Source organism: Brevundimonas sp. (assembly GCF_018608325.1).
Classification (GTDB): Bacteria; Pseudomonadota; Alphaproteobacteria; order Caulobacterales; family Caulobacteraceae; genus Brevundimonas.
The window spans coordinates 26572-44274 of sequence record NZ_JABAZW010000150.1 but is presented as its reverse complement, the minus strand read 5'-3'; the positions used below and the strand labels follow the sequence as shown (position 1 = coordinate 44274).

At 64.5% G+C, this 17703-nt stretch carries 16 protein-coding genes; 9 read left to right on the top strand and 7 right to left on the bottom strand.

Annotated features, from left to right (window positions below; translation table 11 throughout):
• Positions 1-285: aminotransferase class III-fold pyridoxal phosphate-dependent enzyme (locus QZ281_RS15130; RefSeq protein WP_292229779.1), on the bottom strand; the 285-nt coding region annotated here is incomplete at its 3' end.
• 15 nt (positions 286-300) lie between these two features.
• The gene (locus tag QZ281_RS15125) at positions 301-969 is read right to left on the bottom strand and encodes an MtnX-like HAD-IB family phosphatase (RefSeq protein ID WP_292229777.1); all 669 of its coding nucleotides are present in this window, start codon (positions 967-969) and stop codon (positions 301-303) included.
• 167 nt (positions 970-1136) lie between these two features.
• Between QZ281_RS15125 and QZ281_RS15120 the strand changes: the two genes are divergently transcribed.
• From QZ281_RS15120 to QZ281_RS15110, 3 genes are all read left to right on the top strand, one after another.
• Positions 1137-1658 (top strand): RNA polymerase sigma factor, encoded by a 522-nt coding sequence (locus QZ281_RS15120; RefSeq protein WP_292229775.1) that lies wholly within the window; start codon positions 1137-1139, stop codon positions 1656-1658.
• Positions 1659-1763: 105 nt separating this feature from the next.
• Positions 1764-2717 carry a FecR domain-containing protein gene (locus tag QZ281_RS15115; RefSeq protein WP_292229773.1) on the top strand — a complete coding sequence of 318 codons (954 nt, stop codon included), beginning with the start codon at positions 1764-1766 and terminating at the stop codon, positions 2715-2717.
• 113 nt (positions 2718-2830) lie between these two features.
• The gene (locus QZ281_RS15110; RefSeq protein WP_292229771.1) at positions 2831-4072 is read left to right on the top strand and encodes a cyclopropane-fatty-acyl-phospholipid synthase family protein; all 1242 of its coding nucleotides are present in this window, start codon (positions 2831-2833) and stop codon (positions 4070-4072) included.
• A gap of 6 nt (positions 4073-4078) precedes the next feature.
• Here the strand turns inward: QZ281_RS15110 and QZ281_RS15105 are convergent, their stop codons facing one another.
• The gene (locus tag QZ281_RS15105; RefSeq protein ID WP_292229768.1) at positions 4079-5224 is read right to left on the bottom strand and encodes an NAD(P)/FAD-dependent oxidoreductase; all 1146 of its coding nucleotides are present in this window, start codon (positions 5222-5224) and stop codon (positions 4079-4081) included.
• A 60-nt stretch (positions 5225-5284) separates the two neighbouring features.
• Here QZ281_RS15105 and QZ281_RS15100 point away from each other — a divergent pair, with 60 nt between their 5' ends.
• Positions 5285-5737 carry a MarR family transcriptional regulator gene (locus tag QZ281_RS15100; protein WP_292229766.1) on the top strand — a complete coding sequence of 151 codons (453 nt, stop codon included), beginning with the start codon at positions 5285-5287 and terminating at the stop codon, positions 5735-5737.
• A 38-nt stretch (positions 5738-5775) separates the two neighbouring features.
• On the opposite strand, the gene QZ281_RS15095 is transcribed toward QZ281_RS15100, so the two are convergent.
• From QZ281_RS15095 to QZ281_RS15080, 4 genes are all read right to left on the bottom strand, one after another.
• Positions 5776-6906 carry a zinc-binding dehydrogenase gene (locus tag QZ281_RS15095; RefSeq protein WP_292229764.1) on the bottom strand — a complete coding sequence of 377 codons (1131 nt, stop codon included), beginning with the start codon at positions 6904-6906 and terminating at the stop codon, positions 5776-5778.
• Between the two features lie 203 nt (positions 6907-7109).
• Positions 7110-8360: a TetR/AcrR family transcriptional regulator gene (locus QZ281_RS15090; protein ID WP_292229762.1), complete on the bottom strand. Its 1251-nt coding sequence runs from the start codon at positions 8358-8360 to the stop codon at positions 7110-7112.
• A 74-nt stretch (positions 8361-8434) separates the two neighbouring features.
• A complete protein-coding gene (locus QZ281_RS15085) occupies positions 8435-9205 on the bottom strand; it encodes an SDR family oxidoreductase (RefSeq protein ID WP_292229760.1) in 771 nt (256 codons plus the stop codon).
• A 51-nt stretch (positions 9206-9256) separates the two neighbouring features.
• The gene (locus tag QZ281_RS15080) at positions 9257-10528 is read right to left on the bottom strand and encodes an acyl-CoA dehydrogenase family protein (RefSeq protein ID WP_292229759.1); all 1272 of its coding nucleotides are present in this window, start codon (positions 10526-10528) and stop codon (positions 9257-9259) included.
• A gap of 347 nt (positions 10529-10875) precedes the next feature.
• On the opposite strand from QZ281_RS15080, the gene QZ281_RS15075 reads away from it, so the two are divergent.
• The 5 genes from QZ281_RS15075 (at position 10876) to QZ281_RS15055 (ending at position 17616) form a co-directional block, all read left to right on the top strand.
• Positions 10876-12651 carry a class I adenylate-forming enzyme family protein gene (locus QZ281_RS15075; protein ID WP_363298053.1) on the top strand — a complete coding sequence of 592 codons (1776 nt, stop codon included), beginning with the start codon at positions 10876-10878 and terminating at the stop codon, positions 12649-12651.
• Positions 12652-12863: 212 nt separating this feature from the next.
• Complete coding sequence (locus QZ281_RS15070; RefSeq protein WP_292229757.1) at positions 12864-13463, top strand: TetR/AcrR family transcriptional regulator; 600 nt, start codon at positions 12864-12866, stop codon at positions 13461-13463.
• Positions 13464-13576: 113 nt separating this feature from the next.
• Positions 13577-14188: a glutathione S-transferase family protein gene (locus tag QZ281_RS15065; protein WP_292229754.1), complete on the top strand. Its 612-nt coding sequence runs from the start codon at positions 13577-13579 to the stop codon at positions 14186-14188.
• Between the two features lie 229 nt (positions 14189-14417).
• Complete coding sequence (locus QZ281_RS15060) at positions 14418-16778, top strand: TonB-dependent receptor (RefSeq protein ID WP_292229753.1); 2361 nt, start codon at positions 14418-14420, stop codon at positions 16776-16778.
• Between the two features lie 46 nt (positions 16779-16824).
• Positions 16825-17616 carry a glutathione S-transferase gene (locus QZ281_RS15055; RefSeq protein ID WP_292229752.1) on the top strand — a complete coding sequence of 264 codons (792 nt, stop codon included), beginning with the start codon at positions 16825-16827 and terminating at the stop codon, positions 17614-17616.
• Positions 17617-17703 lie beyond the last annotated feature (87 nt).

Sequence of the window (17703 nt, the reverse complement as noted above, 5' to 3'; positions counted from 1 at the left end):
GTGCAGATACTGCGAGGCGACCTGCGGCAGGGTGTCCAGCTGACGGTGGGCGACGGCGTTCAGGCGCGGGTTGCGGTAACCGAAGTTGACCGCCGAATACCACATCTGCAGGTCGAGGAACTGACGCCCCTCGGCGTCGTACATGTAGGAGCCTTCACAACCGTCGAAGAACTTGGGCTCTTCCATGTAGTGGACGGTGTCGCCGTAGGAGCAATATTCGGCTTCCAGACGGCGCAGTTCAGCTTCGTCGATCGGGGCGACGGGGGATAGGATCTTGTCGTGCATACTCAGCTTCCGTTGTCAGACCGCGCAGGCCTGTTTCGCCGGGACGGCCTCAAGACCGTTCAGCGTCGCGGTCACATCCGCGAAGGTTTCGTAAGGGATATAATCCGTACCGCGAGCGGCGGCGTATTCAGCCAGGCGATGCTTGGCGAAAAGAAGGTCAACCTTGGCCGAGACGCAGAAATCCGAGCGACCGTCACCGACAAACACCACAGGCCCCTCGTTCTCGGCCATCGTCGTGCGCACCACCTCGCATTTGCAGACGCCCGAACCGCCCGCGCAGCCCGCGCGCATCCACGGCTGTTCCAGCGCCCAGGCTCCCGCCTGCCCCGCCAGCACATTGGCGAAGACCGGCAGACGGCCCAGCCCCTCGCGCGCCAGCAGGCGTTTGATGAAATGATTCACGCCATCGCTCAGGATGGTGATGGGATGGCCGTTGGCTTCGGCCCACAGAACAAAATTCTTGAAATGTGGGTCCAGTTCGACACGGTCCAGAACCGTGTTCAGGTCCGTCTCAGACCCGCCGATCATGGCGACCTGCAGACGCATGCATTCCGCAGCGTCGATCTCGCCGGATTCCCAGCGGGCTTCGATCTCGTGCCATGCGGGGTCCGCCAGGGCGGTCAGCACGAAATCCGTCGTGTCGCTTCGACTGATTGTGCCGTCGAAGTCGCAGAAGATACGCATTCAATACGCTCGCGTGTCAACCGCCATCATGCGGTATGTTCGGAAGACGTCGTGCACAGCGACTTGCCTCAAAAATTTCTACGCGGCATGAGGGTGGCACGACGCATCATCGACGTGGCCCGGGATCAGAGGACGCGTGTCCAATCCCAGCATCCGATCAGGCCGTGATGACCTCTCCGCCAACGCTCGTTGAGACCTATCTCCTGCAGCGGCAGGCGATGACACGGTTTTTCCAGAGCCGCCTGGGCGCTGAGGCCGACGTCGAGGATCTTGTCCAGGAACTGTATCTTAAAGTCATCGCCCTGGACGCCGAACAGGCCCAGGTGCAGAATCCCCGCGCCTACCTCTATCGTCTGGCTTCAAATCTCCTGATCGACCGCTGGCGCGGGTGGCAAAGGTCACGTCAACGCGACACCGCCTGGCGCGAGGCCGGGCATGTCGAAGGCATCACGCCAGAGGCCGACGGCGCCCCCTCGCCCGAGGCCATCGTCATCGACCGCGACCGGCTGGAGCGCATCGTCCGCGTCGTCCAGAAGCTTCCTGCGCGCACCCAGAACATCTTCCGCCTGCACAAGTTCGACGGCGTCAGCCATGCCGAAGTCGCCGCCCGCCTCGGCATTTCGCGCAGCTCGGTCGAGAAGCACATGATGGACGCCCTGCGCGCCATCACCGAGAAGCTGGAGCGGTGATGGACCCTTTTTCGCCACAAAACCTGAAAAATCGTGGTGGTGGTCGCGCCCCGGCGCCGTCTTGTCGTCATGACCCGTGTTCTTGGCGACTGGAGGGGTGGTGAAATGACAACGCATTCCAACGTCCGCGCCGACATCCAAGAAAGCGCGCTGAGCTGGTTCGTCCAGCTTCAGGACGAGGCGGCGACCGAGGATCAGTGGCTGTCTTTTCAGGACTGGCTGGAAGATAACGACGACCACCGTCGCGCCTATGCTCTGGTCGAACAGGCCTGGGCGGTCACGGACCAGACGCCGCTGGCGCTCAAGCCCGCCAATGACGACACGCCTCCGCTCTGGCGCCGCCGCAGCTTCATGCGCGGCGCGGGCGTGGCGGCGGCCCTGGCCCTGACGGCGGGCCTGACCCCGCAACTGATCGAAATGGCCACGTCACAGTCCTACAGCGCCGACGAGACGCCTATGACGATCGATCTGGAGGATGGGTCGCGCATCTATCTGAACCGGGCCACCGACATCCGGGTGCGTCTGGGCCGTAACAAGCGTTCCGTGGTGCTGAAGGAAGGCGAAGCCGCCTTCGACGTCGCCCATGATCCGTCGCGCCCGTTTGAAGTCCGTTCCGGCCATCGTTCCGTCCGCGTCCTCGGCACCGCTTTCGACATGGTCAGTCACGACGACATGTTCCGCGTCAGCGTCGCCCGCGGCGCCGTCGCCGTCTCAACCACCGGACAGGACGCCGACTTCCATCTGGCCGCCGGCCAGCAATTGAACCAACTGCGTAAGGCGCCCGCCGACGTGTCCGAGGTCGACCCCACGCGCGCCTTCGCCTGGCGTCATGGCGTCCTTGTCTATCAGGACCGCCCTCTAGGCGAAGTGGCGGCCGACATGTCGCGCTATTTCGAAAAACCCGTCGTGGTCATGCCGACCGCCACATCGCTGCGTTTCACCGGCGCCCTCAAGGTGGCGGACGAGGCGACCGTGCTGGACAAGCTGGACGACTATCTGCCGATCCGCGTCGAGCGTTCCGCTGATCGGATCGCCATCTACGCCCTGGCTGAGCATTAGCCCCCTGCGACGACCGGGCCACCTTTGCTGTTGTCATTTCACAGCCTTGTCGATCATCTGAAACCTAGCGGCGATTCAGTTCGCCATGCGATCTCGGTTAGCGGAGCGTCTGTATGCTGAAGCGTCTGGTCGAAGCGACATTGGGCAAGCACGTCCGCACGGGTGACCTGACCGTCATCCTGCCTGGCGACCAGACGCTGGTCATGGGGGACGGCACGGGCGAACCGGTCGTGGTGCGCCTGACCGACAATGCGGCCCTCCTATCCCTGCTGCTTCAGCCCGAACTGCGCACCGGTGAACTGTTCACCGACAGCCGCCTGCTGGTCGAAAAGGGCACGGTGTTCGACTTCCTGTGTCTGGTGCTGGGCCAGACCTATCCCCGCCCCTCCGCCCTGTCGCGCTGGATCGAGCGAACCCGCCAGAAGCTGTCCCTGTGGGGCCAGAGGAACAATCCCGGTCGGTCGCGCCGCAACGTGGCCCACCATTACGATCTGGGCGACGCCTTCTACGCCCTGTTCCTGGACCCGGACTGGCAATATTCTTGCGCCTATTTCGAGCATCCGGGTCAGTCGCTGGCCGAGGCGCAACTGGCCAAGAAGCGCCATATCGCCGCCAAGATGGCCCTGCGCCCTAACGACCGGGTGCTGGAGATTGGCTGCGGCTGGGGCGGCATGGCGCTGTATCTGGCCGGCGTGGCCCAGGCGGGTCAGGTCGTCGGCCTGACCCTGTCGGACGAACAACTGGCCCGCGCCCGCAGTCGCGCCTCTGCGCTGGGGCTGGACGCCAAGATCGACTTCCGGCTTCAGGACTATCGCGCCACGCCAGAAACCTATGACCGCATCGTCTCGGTCGGCATGTTCGAGCACGTCGGCCTGAACTTCTACGAAGCCTTCTTCGACACCTGCCGCGAGCGTCTGGCCGACGACGGAGTCATGCTGCTGCACACCATCGGATCTTCCGATGAGCCAAGCACCACCAATCCCTGGCTGACCCGTTACATCTTCCCCGGCGGCCACCTGCCCTCGCTGTCGGACATGACCACGGCCATCGAGCGCGCAGGCCTGATCATCACCGATGTCGAGGTGCTGCGCCTGCACTACGCCTTCACCCTGAAGGCCTGGCGCGACGCCTTCATGGCCCGCCGGGACGAAGCCGTCGCCATGTTCGACGACCGCTTCTGCCGGATGTGGGAGTTCTATCTCTCCATGGCCGAAGCCGCCTTCCGCCACGAAGACATCGTCATCTTCCAGCTGCAACTGACCAAGAACCAGCACGCCGTCCCTCTGACCCGCGACTACATCGGCCCCGCCGAAGACGCCCTGCGCGCCAGAGAGGCCGAAACCGGCTGGAAATAGGCCAGATCAGGCAGCCGCTTCTTTTCGCGCTTGCATGTCATCCAGCACGGCCCGCCCGCCATCGGCGGCGAACCAGTCGGCAAAGGCCTGATTACACTCGACCGCCGTCTCGGCTGCGCGGGCCAGCATGACATCCTCATAATCGCGGACGGCCTGTCGCCAGTCCTGCGCCGCGACCAGAGCCTCGGCCAGTTCGGCGGCGTCCAGCATCGCCAGATTCACCCCCACGCCCATCGGGGGCATGACATGGGCCGCATCCCCCACCAGGGTCAGACCATCCCTTTGCTCCCACCGCAGGGTTTCAGTCGGCAGGGCGACGATGGGCCGAACCGCGGCGATCCGATCCGCCTCGGTTATCAAGGCAGTCAGGGAAGACGCCCAGCCCTCGAACCGCTCCAGCAGTTCGGCCTTGGTGATATCGACCAGCAGCCTGTCCGGTCGATCCGTCTCCTCGGGCCGGGTTCGAAAGGCGGCATAGACGCGGACCGTGCCGCCGCCGTTGCGCTGGCCGATGATCCCCGCCCCGCCATGCAGGGCGTACATCGAACCATGGCCGACCAGATTGGCCAACACAGGATGGCGCGCATCCACGTCGTTCAGCCATAACTCCACAAAGGTGACGCCGGAATAGACCGGCTGGGCCTCAGTGAGCGCCGTCCGCACCTTCGACCATGCGCCATCCGCGCCGATGACCAGATCAAACGGCCCCACGGCGCCCGCACTCAGGCGTAGTTCGTGACGCCCGTCCGCCAGCGTGGCCACCGCCTCAACCCGCACGCCCCAATGCACCCGTTCTTCTGGCAAGGGACGCAGCAGCAGTTGGCGCAACAACACCCGGTCGATCTCGGGCCGGTCGCCGGCGCCCGCCTCGGGTATCTCCTCTCGCAACAAGACGCCGGTCGCATAGTCCGCGACCCTCTGCTCCTGATCCTCATGCCGGGCCTGGGCCAGAAAAACGTCAAGCAGCCCAGCCTTCACCAGCGCCAACTGTCCGCTGTCAGGATGAAGATCCAGAGTGCCGCCCTGATCGCGCGCCGTCAGTGAGGCGTCGCCCTCAAAGACTTCAACCCGCCAACCGGCGCGGTGCAGGATATTGGCCGCTGTCAGCCCCGCAGGCCCAGCCCCGATGATGGCGATGGATGGATGTTGCATTTCAAACCGGCTTCGATAATTTACATAGGACACTATCAATAAATATAGCCACCTATCCAAATGAACAAGCCCCTGTCGCAATGGCGGCCCGAAACCATGCCCGCCCTGGTCATCAGCCGCCTTGGCAAGCTGCTGATGAAGCGGATGGATGACAGCCTGAAGTCCGTGGGCGTGACGACCGCCCAACTGCCGGTACTGGTCGCGTTGAAGAACGGCGAGCGCCTGACGCAGAAGGCTCTGGCCGAGTTCGCCGATGTGGAACAGCCCAGCATGGCCCAACTGCTGACGCGGATGGAGCGCGACAACCTGATCCAGCGCGAACCCTCGCCCACGGACGGCCGCAGCAGCCTGATCGCATTGACGGACCATGCGCACGGCCTGCTGGAACCCGGCCGCGACGCCCTGCGACAGCTCGACGCTGAAATCTGCGCCGACCTCACGCCCGAGGAACACGCAACCCTGTCCGCCCTCCTCGCCCGCATCGCCGCACGTATCGAGAAATCAGCAGACTGAAGGGCGGTCACGCAGACAGCGACCGCCCTCCCTCAGCCTCAGCTTTTTTGCGGTAGGATCAGGTATTTCTCGCCGGTGGCGCGGCGATTGTAGGCGGCGACGATTTCAGGCTTGAGCGCGTCGGCCAGAGAGATTTCGGCAGTGTAGCGGCTGGCGAAAGTGGTCTTCAGTTCGGCCATCACACGGCTGCGCATGGCGATCACGGTCTCCATGCCGAAACGCGCCAGACTGGGCGGCAGCAGCCAGCCGCCGATGCCCCAGCTCATGCCGAAACCGCGCGTCAGCTCGGTCGGACGCAGGTCCAGGCCGCCATAGATATAGACCTGTTTGTGCACCGACGAGCCGTAGCGGCTGAAGGGCGCGCCAGAGCGGATGACGGCGATCTCCATCGCGTTCAGGATCTGCCCGGCCAGTTTGCCGCCGCCGATGGCGTCGAACGCCAGGGTTGCGCCGGTCGCGGCGATGGCATCCGTCAGTTCAGCCTCGAAATCAGCTGACGTGCTGTCGACCACATGTGCCGCGCCGATGTCGCGCAGAATGGCCGCCTGCTCGGCGCTGCGGACGATGTTGACCAGACCGATGCCGTCGGCAAGGCAGACCTTGTTCAGCATCTGGCCCAGGTTCGACGCGGCGGCGGTGTGCACCAGCGCCGTGTGGCCTTCCCGACGCATCGTCTCGATCATGCCTAGAGCCGTCATCGGATTGACGAAGGCCGAGGCGCCGTCGACGGCGCTCACCCCCTCAGAAAGCACCAGGGCGTCATGTGCGCGAACGGTGACATATTGGGCGAATGTCGGACCGCCGACGATGGCGACGGTCTTGCCGATCAGATGTTCGGCCTTGGCGCCCGCCGCGATGACCGTTCCGGCGCCTTCGTTGCCCGCCGGCATCGACTGATCCAACCGTCCCGTGATGATGGCCAGCCGGCGTTGCGGCACATCGGCGACCAGAACCGGGCTGTCCGCCGTGCCCTCGGCCCGCGCCGTGCCGAGGTCTGCTGGGCCGAGCAACAGCGCAAGGTCCGACGGGCTGATCGGGGCGGCCTCGACCCGCACGACGATCTGGCCGTCTGCAGGTTGGGGAACTGAAACCTGTTCCAGCGACAGCCGCAACTGCCCTTCCGAAGTGATCAGGGTTCTGAGTTCAATGCCGGAAGCGATGTCGGTCATGGTCCGTCTTTCCAGTCTGGTCGCGCCAGTCGGCGGCTAGGAACGCGCCCGCGTGGTTGCCGACGCGTCAATGAAGGTCGTGGCCGCGTGCATGGCCATCAGACGTCATCTGGATGAAGGAATTCAGAGAACGCATCAAGGCATAAATCGAAAATTGAGTATGTTGCTCAGCACACCCCTTCGCAACACCTGGATCGACCGCTTCACAGGGTCTCCAGTATCCGATCGTCAAACATGCCGAAGGCCAGGCTGGAGGCGTACAGGGCCACCGCCCGCTCCCGAGGCATGGTCGAAGCCCAGCTGCGCATATCAAAGGCGGCATTCTGCAATGCGACCAACCCCTGACTGGCGATGAAGGGGTCAACAGGCCGCATCGAACCCTCGGCAACGCCATCGCTGGTCATGCCCGCATAGGATTGGGCGATCCGGTGCGAACGCTCCAGCATCAGGGCAAACTCGCGAGCCGGCACACTGGTCAGGGCGGTCGTGCGCAGCAGGCCTTCGCCGTTGGCCAACTGAAGATCGAGTATGCTGGCCAACACGCTGGACAGGCGACGCCATTGATTGCCCGCCACCGTGTCCGACAACCGCTGCGCTGCGGTCATGATGTTGAAGCTGCGGTCATAGCAGGCGGTGATCAGATCATCCTTGGCATCCATGTGATGATAGAAACTGCCCTTGGTGACCTTCAGTTCGGCCGAGATGCGTTCGACCGACGCGCCGCGATAGCCGACCTCGTTCATCAGCCGCGTCGCCACGCGAAGAAAGGCGTCGCGATTGACCGTCTCGTCGCCCTGATCCTGCACCAGCGGGATCAACTGCGGCGCCCAGACCTGACCTTCGGCGGCTATGCCGTGCGTCAGCAACTGCATCATGCGCGCTTCCAGCCGGTCGAACTCATGCGCGTCATATCGGTCCAGCCAGACCGGCAGCCAGAAGGTCTTTTCCAGCAACAGATGCGCACGCGCGCCATACAGGTCCGTATGGGCGCGGGTCGCAGGCGCGCCCCACAGGCTACGCGTCCGCCGAAACACGGTGCGCCAGCCTGCCATCAACTGACTGCGCAACGGGTCTTCCATCGCACGCAGGTCGGACAGGACCGCGAAAGGCGCTTCTTCCCCCGCCTGAATCCGGGCCAGACGCGCCATGTGCAGGGACAGATACCGCCGCACCCGCAACTGGGGCGTCGGCTCCTCCAGCGCCTGGTCCAGAATCTCCAGCAGCTTGTCCAGCGTCCGACTGAAACAGGCCGCCGCCAGATCTTCCTTCTTTTTGAAGTAATAGGTGACGCTGGTCGTGGTCAGACCGACCCGACGCCCGACATCAGCCAGCGTCAGCCCCTTGGCGCTCTGTTCGTTGATAGCCTGTGCGGCGGCGGCGAGGATGGCTTCGCGCTTGGCGTGATAGCGGGCCGGGCGTCGCAGCTCCGCAGGCTGGGCATCAGTGCTGCTCATTGGCGATAAATACCCAATCTCGCGGGAAAGTCAGCCTGAAGCCCGCCCACGTCAGGCCGACATCCCGCAAATGCTCAGGAACGGATAGTTGCGCCGCCGTCCACGATCAGCGCCTGCCCCGTCATGAAGGTCGAGGCCGATGAGGCCAGGAAGGTCACCGCGCCCGCGATCTCATGCGGTTCGCCGATGCGGCGCAGCGGCGTCTCTGAGGTCATGGACTTTTCGACCTTCGGGTCTTCCCACAGCGCCTTGGCGAAGTCGGTGCGGACCAGACCCGGCGCGATGCAGTTGATGCGGACGTTGTGGCGTCCGTACTCGACCGCCAGATTGCGCGCCAACTGGAAGTCCGCCGCCTTGGAGACGTTGTAGCCGCCGATCATGTCCGATCCGCGCAGGCCGCCGACGGAGGATATGATGATGATCGAGCCTTCCTTGCGCTCGACCATCTCTTCGATGACCAGTTGAATCAGCCAGTGGTTCGACAGGACGTTGTTGTCGAAAATCTTGCGGAACTGATCGTCGGTGATCGTGCTGATCGGACCATAGTGCGGATTGCTGGCGGCGTTGCAGACCACCACATCGACACGGCCGAACGCCTTGCGCGTCTGGTTGACCAAATTCTCCAGCTGCGACTTGTGCGCGATGCTGGCGGCGACAGCGATGGCGGTTCCCTCGCCGTGCTTCGCGTTGATTTCAGCCGCGACGACGTCGCAGGCGTCCTGATTGCGGCTGGAGATGACCACCTTGGCGCCATTGGCGGCCAGCTCTTCCGCCGCCGCCTTGCCTATGCCGCGCGACGAGCCGGTGATGATGACGACCTTACCGGCCAGATCGAATTGAGACATGCGTAAACCCTGAAATGCGGTGCGGCCCAAAGGCCGAAATGACGGCGGCTTTTAGCGGTGGGTCCGCTCTGGGCGCGGTGCGGCCACGTCTTCGTATTTGCCCAGTTCGGCGCGGGCGATGGCGCGGTTGTGCACCTCGTCCGGGCCATCGGCGAAGCGCAGGGTGCGGATGCCCGCCCATGCCGCCGCCAGTTCAAAGTCGCCGGAGACGCCGCCGCCGCCGTGCGCCTGAATGGCGTCATCGAGGATTTTCAGCGCCATGGTCGGCGCCTGCACCTTGATCAGGGCGATCTCCAGTTGGGCCGACTTGTTGCCCGCCCGGTCCATCATGTCGGCAGCCTTCAGGCACAGCAGGCGGCTGCATTCGATGTCGATGCGGGCACGGGCGATCCGCTCTTCCCAGACATTGTTGTCGCTGATCCGCTTGCCGAAGGCGACGCGGCTGACCAGTCGGCGGCACATGGCCTCCAGCGCCATTTCGGCGGCGCCGATAGTGCGCATGCAGTGGTGGATGCGGCCCGGGCCAAGCCTCCCTTGCGAAATCTCGAAGCCGCGCCCCTCGCCCAGAACCAGATTCTCGACCGGCACCCGCACATTCTCCAGCGCGATCTCGGCATGGCCGTGCGGCGCGTGGTCATAGCCATAGACCGACAGCATTCGTTCGATGCGGACGCCGGGCGTCGAAAGGTCGACCAGTATCTGCGCCTGCTGCTGGTGACGCGCTGCCTCGGGATTGGTGCGGCCCATGACGATAGCCAGTTTGCAGCGTGGATCGCCTGCACCCGACGACCACCATTTGCGGCCGTTGATGACATAGTGGTCGCCGTCACGCTCGATCCGGGTCTGGATGTTGGTGGCGTCGGACGAAGCGACCTCGGGCTCGGTCATCAGAAAGGCCGAACGGATTTCACCGTTCATCAGCGGGCGCAGCCAGCGCTCCTTCTGCTCCAGCGTGCCGTAGCGGTTCAGCACCTCCATATTGCCGGTGTCGGGGGCGGAGCAGTTGAACACCTCAGACGCCCATTCGACCTTGCCCATCTCCTCGGCGCACAGGGCGTATTCCAGATTGGAAAGCTGCGTGCCCTCGAACACGAAACTGTCGTCGACATGGGGCGCGCCGCTGGTCGGCGGCATGAACAGGTTCCACAGCCCCTCGGCCTTGGCGTGGACCTTCATCTCCTCAATCACGGGGATGACCTTCCAGCGTTCGCCTTCGCGCTGCTGGGCCAGATAGTCGGCGTGGCGCGGGCGGATGCGGGTGTCGATGAACGCCTTCACCCGATCGCGGAAATGCGTCTCTCTGTCCGAAAGCTGAAAGTCCACGCGCGTCTCCTGAGGTTGAAGCGCCGCTGCGCTTCGGTTGCCATACCAAATATTCGATTTTTTGAGTACCGACTGCAGAGAACTGACGCAAGCCCCGACACGTCCCCCGTCACCTGACGAAGAAACCCGGCTATTAGCCTCATAATAGCGATACCTGTGTCGCTTCGGGCCATGCCACCAGGTCACGACGGGCGCGGCGGCATGGATTGGCTTGACTCCAATCCACATCATACCTCAAGTTCGAATTAACAGAACATCCGGTCGCGGTCGCCATCGCGCGCCGGGGACGCTGTGCGTTCAAAATACTCAAGAGCCCGGCAAACGGGCCAGCAGTAGAGGAAACGACCGTGACGACCCAAAGCGCCCAATCCGCCTCGCCGTCAGGGTCCGCCCCCGCATGGCCCGCAATGAGCCTGCAGCAGGCGCACGGCCTGCTGACCCAAGCCGGGTCGCCATTCGAAATCGAAGATGTCCAGATCGACGGCCGCACCGTCAAATGGTGGAAGAACGCGCCCCCCACCCTGCGCCAGACCTTTCAGGTCGCCGCATCCCACGGCGACAAGACCTTCTTCGTCTATGAGCAGGATCGGGTCAGCTTCGACGCCTTCAAACGCGCGACCCTCGCCCTTGCGGCGGAACTTCAGGCTCAAGGAGTCCAGCCGGGCGACCGCGTCGCCGTCATCATGCGCAACCTGCCGGAATGGCCGGTGGCCTTCTTCGCCGGAGCCCTGATCGGCGCCATCGTCGCGCCGCTGAACGCCTGGTGGTCGAGCGCCGAACTGCTGCACGGCCTGAACGACAGCGGCGCCACGACGGCGATTGTCGATCCTGAACGCCTGAACGCCATCCTGCCCCTGCTAGACCAGACTCCTGCTCTGAAGCGCGTCTATGCCTGCCGCGTGGACAGTCTGCCGGACGACACGCGTGTCACCGCGCTGGAGGCCGTCATCGGCGCCCCGGCACGGTGGCCTGCCCTGCCCGAAGGCCGGATGCCGGATGTCGAACTGACGCCGGAAACCCCGGCCACCCTGTTCTACACCTCTGGCACCAGCGGCCGCGCCAAGGGGGCGCTGGGCACACACCGCAACGCCGGTTGCGGTCTGATGGCCATCCAGTTCTCGATCGTGCGCACCATGTTGCGTCGTGGTGAGATGCCCAAGCCGCCCGCGCCGGATGCGCCGCAGGGCGCGGGGCTGGTGTCGATCCCCTTCTTCCACACCACCGGGTGCAACGCCGTCCTGCTGGTGGCGATGGCCATCGGGCAGAAACTGGTCTGCCAGCGCCGCTTCGACGCGGGCGAGGCCCTGGCCCTGATCGAGCGTGAGCGCATCACATCCGCAGGCGGCGTGCCTGCGGTGGCCATCGCCCTGATGACCCACCCCGACCGCGACCGCTATGACCTGTCTTCGCTGGAGTTGATGAGCTACGGCGGGGCGGCGGCGCCCACCGAACTGGTCCGCCGCATCGACGGCGACACGCCCCATGCCGCGCCCGGCTCGGGCTGGGGCATGACCGAGACCAGCGCCGCCCACACCCACCACGCCGGCCAGGACTATTCCCTGCGTCCCGCCAGTTGCGGCCCCGCCCTGCCTGTGGGCGAGGTCAAGGTGGTGGACGAACAGGGCCGCACCCTGCCCGTCGGCGAACGGGGCGAACTGATGGTCTATGGCCCCAACATCGTGACGGGTTACTGGAACCGGCCCGAGGACACCGCCGAAACCTTCGTCGACGGCTGGGTGCGCACCGGCGACATCGCCCGCATCGACGAAGAAGGCTTCGTCTTCATCGTCGACCGCAAGAAGGACATCATCATCCGCGGCGGCGAGAACATCTATTGCCAGGAGGTCGAGGACGCCATCTACAGCCACCCGGCCGTGGCTGAGGCGGCGCTGGTGGCCCGTGCGCATCCCGTGCTGGGCGAAGAGGCCGTCGCCTTCGTCACCCTGATCCCCGGCGAAACAGCCTCGGCGGATGTCCTGAAGGCCTTCGTCGCCGAACGTCTGGCCGCGTTCAAGGTGCCTGCCGACATCCGCATCCAGTCGGCCATGCTGCCGCGAAATGCAGCGGGCAAGATCATCAAGACCGAACTCAAGGCCGCGCTGGTCGGCGAATGCGCGGCCTGAACCCCGCCGCCCGGACAGACCTCTGGTTGGCGCGCCCCATTGCCACCGCCAAGCCGAGAGGCGTACTGCGGTCTGTCGCCCGCCTGCGCGCGGACGACCGCAGGCTGTTCGCAAGCGTGGAGAACCGGGTCACCATAAGGCGCCTTCGCAAGGCGGCCATGTCCCCAACTCCGCTCCTCGACAGCCGTCACATTGGCTCACCGAGGCAGGGCGTGAAGCAGACACGATTGAAGGGCGCCGAACGACGCACGCGGTTTCTGGACGCCGCTGCGGAAATCGTCGTTGAGGATGGCGTTTCGGCCGTGACCATGGACGGCGTCGCGGCGCGCTGCGGCGTGGCCAAGTCGCTGGGCTATCGCTATTTCAAGGATCGCGACGACCTGCTGGGCGCTCTTTTCGACCGCGAAATGCAGTCCTATGTCGACCATGCCCGCGAGAACATGAAGCCGGACGCCCGTCTGGAGGACTGGATACGCGGCGGCTGCCGACAGTGGTTCCGTCTGGCCGATGAACAGGGCCAGTTGTTCACCCGCCTGGCTGGCGACAACGGCCCCCTCGCCTCGCGCGCCCGCGCCGCCCAACGCGCCACCGCCCAAGGCTGGGCCGCCGGGCTTCAGGCCGCCTATCGCCTGCCCCAGCGACAGGCCGAGCACATGGCCTGGTTCATCGTCAGCGGCGCCGCAGGAATCCTGTCCGCGCGCAACGGCGAGGATGATGAAGCCCTGATCGAAACCCTCGTGGTTTCAGTGGTCGCGGCCTGTGAGGCGCTGCGGGCGAAATACGCCCCGCCCAGGCAGAAAAATATCGCCTGAAACCCGGTCAAAACGCCAGTTTCCCATTGCCCATCGCCACTAAGTGACGATACCGTCACTAAATGCCCAACCGCTCCGGTCGGGCCGTAATCTGGCGATGAGCGCGAGCCTCCATGAAACTGTACGGCGACCAAAACCCCGCCCCGAATCCGCGACGCGTCAGGATCTTCCTGGCCGAAAAGAACATCGAGATTGAGCACGAGCGCGTGTCGCTGCGCGAAGGCGCGCACAAGACGCCGGAGTTTCTGGAGAAGAACTCTCTGGGCCAAGTCCCCGTGCTGGAATTGGACGACGGCAGCTACATCAGCGAGAGCGTCAGCATTTGCCGCTATCTGGAAGAGACCCACCCCGAACCGCCGCTGTTCGGACGTGACGCCAAGGACAAGGCCCTGATCGACATGTGGTGTCGCCGCATCGAACTGCGGCTGATGATCCCGATCGCCAACATCTGGCGTCACACCCATCCGCTGACTGCGGCGCTGCTGGTTCAGTACAAGGATTTTGGCGAGTCCAATCGCCCCCGCATCGACGAGTTCCATCACTGGCTGAACGGCGAACTTCAGGACCGCGATTTCATCGCTGGCGATGACTATTCCATCGCCGACATCGTCGCCCTGACCGCTATCGATTTCGGCCGGATGATCGGCGTCGACATCCCTGAATCCTGCACCGTCGTCTGGGCCTGGCACGCCCGCGTTTCCGCCCGCCCCAGCGCCCTGGCCTGAGCCAGAATATCATTGCCGCAAACCACAAGTGACGTTATCGTCACTTAAATATTAAAGCACTGTCGGGAAGGGAGAAAACCACCGGCACAGCCGCCTGCACATGGGCGCGGCGCGATCAGTGCCGCCCCATCAAAGCCTGCATCGAGACTGTGGCCCGGCGGCTCGCATCGTCCGGTCCGCAACCAAGAAACTTTCAAAAATAAGTCGCACAGCGACAGGGAGAGAATGCATGCCTAAAGGTCAAAACACGCCTCTAAACAGCCTGGGAAAACCCGCACTCGGAACCAGCCTGATCCTGGCCGCTCTGACTGCCGGATCGACCGCCTGGGCGCAGACGGCGCCGCCCCCGGCCAATACTGTCGATGACATCGTCGTCACGGCGCAACGTCGGGCTGAGAACATCCAGAACGTCCCGCTGGCCATCACGGCGGTGCGGGGCGAGACGCTGCAAAACCTCAACATCACCCAGCCGTCGCAACTGTCGCTGATCGACCCCAGCGTCCGCTTCAAGCAAAGCCTGAGCAGCAGTTCTTCCGGCCTGTCCATTCGCGGCGTCGGCACCAGCAGCTTCTCGGCCGGCATCGAGCAGAGCATCTCCACCGTCGTCGACGGCGTGGTGCTGGCGGTTCCATCCGGCCTGTCCACCCTCAGCGACATTGACCGGGTGGAGATCCTGCGCGGACCGCAAGGCATGTTGTTCGGCAAGAACGCCTCGGCCGGTCTGGTCCACTTCATCACCAAACGCCCCAAACTGGACGCCAATGAAGGCGAACTGGACGTTCAGGTCGGCAATCGCGGCACGCGCATCGTCCAGGCCATCGGCAACGTCGCCCTGACCGAGAACTCGGCCCTGCGCATTGTCGCCTCGCATCACGAACGCGACGGCCTGATCCGCAACCTGTTCCAGGACGGCGTCAGAACCGATCCGCAAGATGTCTCCAGCCTGACGCTGAAATACCTCTGGAAACCCAACGAAGACCTGACGGTCTATATCTCGGCCGACCGCACCGAGAGCGATGGATTCTGCTGTCAGTCCACCTATCGCAAGGTCACACCCGGCTTTGCACCCGCCGTGATGAACGCCCGATACGGCGTCGTCGCCGGACCGAAAAATCTGGACATCGCCGCCAGCGGCCCCGTCGTCGGTGACAGCTATGCCCAGGGCGCTTCGATCCAGCTGGACTATGCGCTGGGCGATCACACGATCACCTCCATCACCGCCTATCGCCAGTTCGATGCGCGCGGTGCCGCCGACGGCGACCTGACGGCGGTCAACTACATCGACAGCAACGGCGGGGCGAACAAGACCGACTGGTTCACCCAGGAACTGCGCCTGACCTCGCCCATCGGCAAGCATTTCGACTACGTCGCGGGCCTCTATTATTACAACTCGACCGCCACATCCCTGATCCGTCAGCGCGGCAATCTGAACTGGATCATCCCCGCGTCGCAGGGTCAGGTGATCCCCATTGTTCCGGGCGCCAGCCTGAACACGGTGTTCGAAAACTCCACCTACAACGACGTGGATTCCACCAGCTTCGCCGTCTTCGGTCAGGGCACATGGCACGTCACGCCCCGCCTGGACATCATCGTCGGCGCCCGGTCCACCTGGGACGATTCCGAACTGGATTACCACCGCGCCCTGACGCCGGGAACCATGCCCATTCCCGGCTCGGTCCCGCTGCAGTTCAAACAAAGCGTGGACGCCCATAACCTGTCGTGGAGGGCCAGCGCCCGCTACACCCTGGCCACCGACATGATGGCCTACGCCACGATTTCACGGGGTTACAAGGGACCGGGATTCAGCGGCCTCAGCGCGGCGTCCGCCACCGCCGATCAACGCGTCCAGCCGGAAATCCCGACCAGCTATGAGCTGGGCCTGAAGGCGTCTCTCCTTGATCGTCGCCTGGTCGCCAATCTGGGCCTGTACAGCACCACGGTCGAAGACTTCCAGGCCCAGGTGTCGGACCTGTCCAGCCCCACCTATTCCACCCGCATCACCAACGCGGGCGAGATCAAGACCAAGGGCGTCGAACTGAACCTCATCGCCCGTCCGACGGCCGAGCTGACCATCACGGCGGGCGGCGCCTACACGGACGGCCATTACGTCGATTTCAACGGCGTCCAGTGCTACTTCGGCCAGCCCAAGGTGTCTCAGGGCGGCCCCTGCACCACGCCCCCGGCCAATCCCACCTCGCCGGACGGCTTCTTCAATGCGGGCGGACTGCCTTTGGCGGGCGTCGCCGAGTGGGTTTACGGAACCACCGTCACCTATCAGCGCGACGTCGGCGCCGGGCTGCATATGGCCGGTCAGGTCAACTGGAACTGGCAGAGCGACGTCAACTTCGCCCCCAGCGGCGACCCCGGCACGATCCAGAAAGCCTATGGCCTGCTGGGCGCCCGCATCGCGGTCTCCAGTCAGGACGCACGTTGGACCCTGGCCCTGCTCGGCAGCAATCTGCTGGATGAGCGTTTCGCCGCCATGATCGCCCCCTCGCCGTCCACGGCGCTGAACCCCGGCGGCTATGTCCAGTTCTTCAGCCCCGATTCCGTGCGCCGCTTCAGCATCAGCCTGTCCACGCGCTTCTAGCCCTGCGCGCACCAGACCGGCTTCAACCAGAACCACGAGTACGATGATGAAAACCACCGCCCGCCTGCACCCGCCGACACGACGCAGCGCAACAGCCCTGTCAGCCCTGGCCATCGCCTGCGCCCTGGGCCTTGCGGCCTCGCCGTCGATGGCCGCCGCCCTGCCCCAGACCTCAACCGCCGAGGCCAAGCCCATCCTGACCATCTATCACCTGGAGGGCCGCCGTTCAGAGCGCGTCGTCTGGCTGTGTGAGGAACTGGGCCTGCCCTACACTCTGGAATACAAGCGCGGCGACCTGCGCGGTTCGATGGCGCAGATCCGCGCCCTCAATCCCCTGATGCCGGTCGCGCCCACCGTCCTCTATGGCGATCAGGTCATCGTGGAGTCGGGCGCCATTCTGGAGATGCTGCTGGCCCGGCACGGCGACGGACGCCTGCGCCCTGCCGTCGATTCCCCGGACTTCCCCTATTATCTGCAGTGGATGCACTATTCGGAGGGTTCGTTCGCGGCGCGGGTGATCGGCGACTATCGCGTCGAGATGATCCGTCGTTCGACCAATCCCAGTCCGCTGGTCGACGCCGAAGACACCATCCGCTTCGCCGAAGACTACCTCAGCCGTCATCCCTATTTCGGCGGCGCCGAGTTCTCAGCGGCGGACATCATGATGCTGTTCCCGCTCAACGTCGCCACCTCGACCAAGATCGCCGACATCAGCCAGTTCCCGCATCTGGCGGCCTGGCGTGAAAAGATCGAGCAACGCCCCGCCTACCAGCGGATGCTGGCCGTCGCCCGCCCCGATGGCGTCATCGGCTCCCTGCCGCCCCTGCCCGGGCGATAAGCGCTCAGCAGCAGGCGTCCCTTATCTTGGCGAGACGACGGACAACCGGCGTCTCGCCAAGGATCAGGCTATGAGGATGTCTGACAC

Coding starts and splice junctions, on each gene's coding strand:
- QZ281_RS15125 (WP_292229777.1), bottom strand. CDS start 969: ATGCGTATCTTCTGCGACTTCGACGGCACAATCAGTCGAAGCGACACG.
- QZ281_RS15120 (WP_292229775.1), top strand. CDS start 1,137: ATGACCTCTCCGCCAACGCTCGTTGAGACCTATCTCCTGCAGCGGCAG.
- QZ281_RS15115 (WP_292229773.1), top strand. CDS start 1,764: ATGACAACGCATTCCAACGTCCGCGCCGACATCCAAGAAAGCGCGCTG.
- QZ281_RS15110 (WP_292229771.1), top strand. CDS start 2,831: ATGCTGAAGCGTCTGGTCGAAGCGACATTGGGCAAGCACGTCCGCACG.
- QZ281_RS15105 (WP_292229768.1), bottom strand. CDS start 5,224: ATGCAACATCCATCCATCGCCATCATCGGGGCTGGGCCTGCGGGGCTG.
- QZ281_RS15100 (WP_292229766.1), top strand. CDS start 5,285: ATGAACAAGCCCCTGTCGCAATGGCGGCCCGAAACCATGCCCGCCCTG.
- QZ281_RS15095 (WP_292229764.1), bottom strand. CDS start 6,906: ATGACCGACATCGCTTCCGGCATTGAACTCAGAACCCTGATCACTTCG.
- QZ281_RS15090 (WP_292229762.1), bottom strand. CDS start 8,360: ATGAGCAGCACTGATGCCCAGCCTGCGGAGCTGCGACGCCCGGCCCGC.
- QZ281_RS15085 (WP_292229760.1), bottom strand. CDS start 9,205: ATGTCTCAATTCGATCTGGCCGGTAAGGTCGTCATCATCACCGGCTCG.
- QZ281_RS15065 (WP_292229754.1), top strand. CDS start 13,577: ATGAAACTGTACGGCGACCAAAACCCCGCCCCGAATCCGCGACGCGTC.
- QZ281_RS15060 (WP_292229753.1), top strand. CDS start 14,418: ATGCCTAAAGGTCAAAACACGCCTCTAAACAGCCTGGGAAAACCCGCA.
- QZ281_RS15055 (WP_292229752.1), top strand. CDS start 16,825: ATGAAAACCACCGCCCGCCTGCACCCGCCGACACGACGCAGCGCAACA.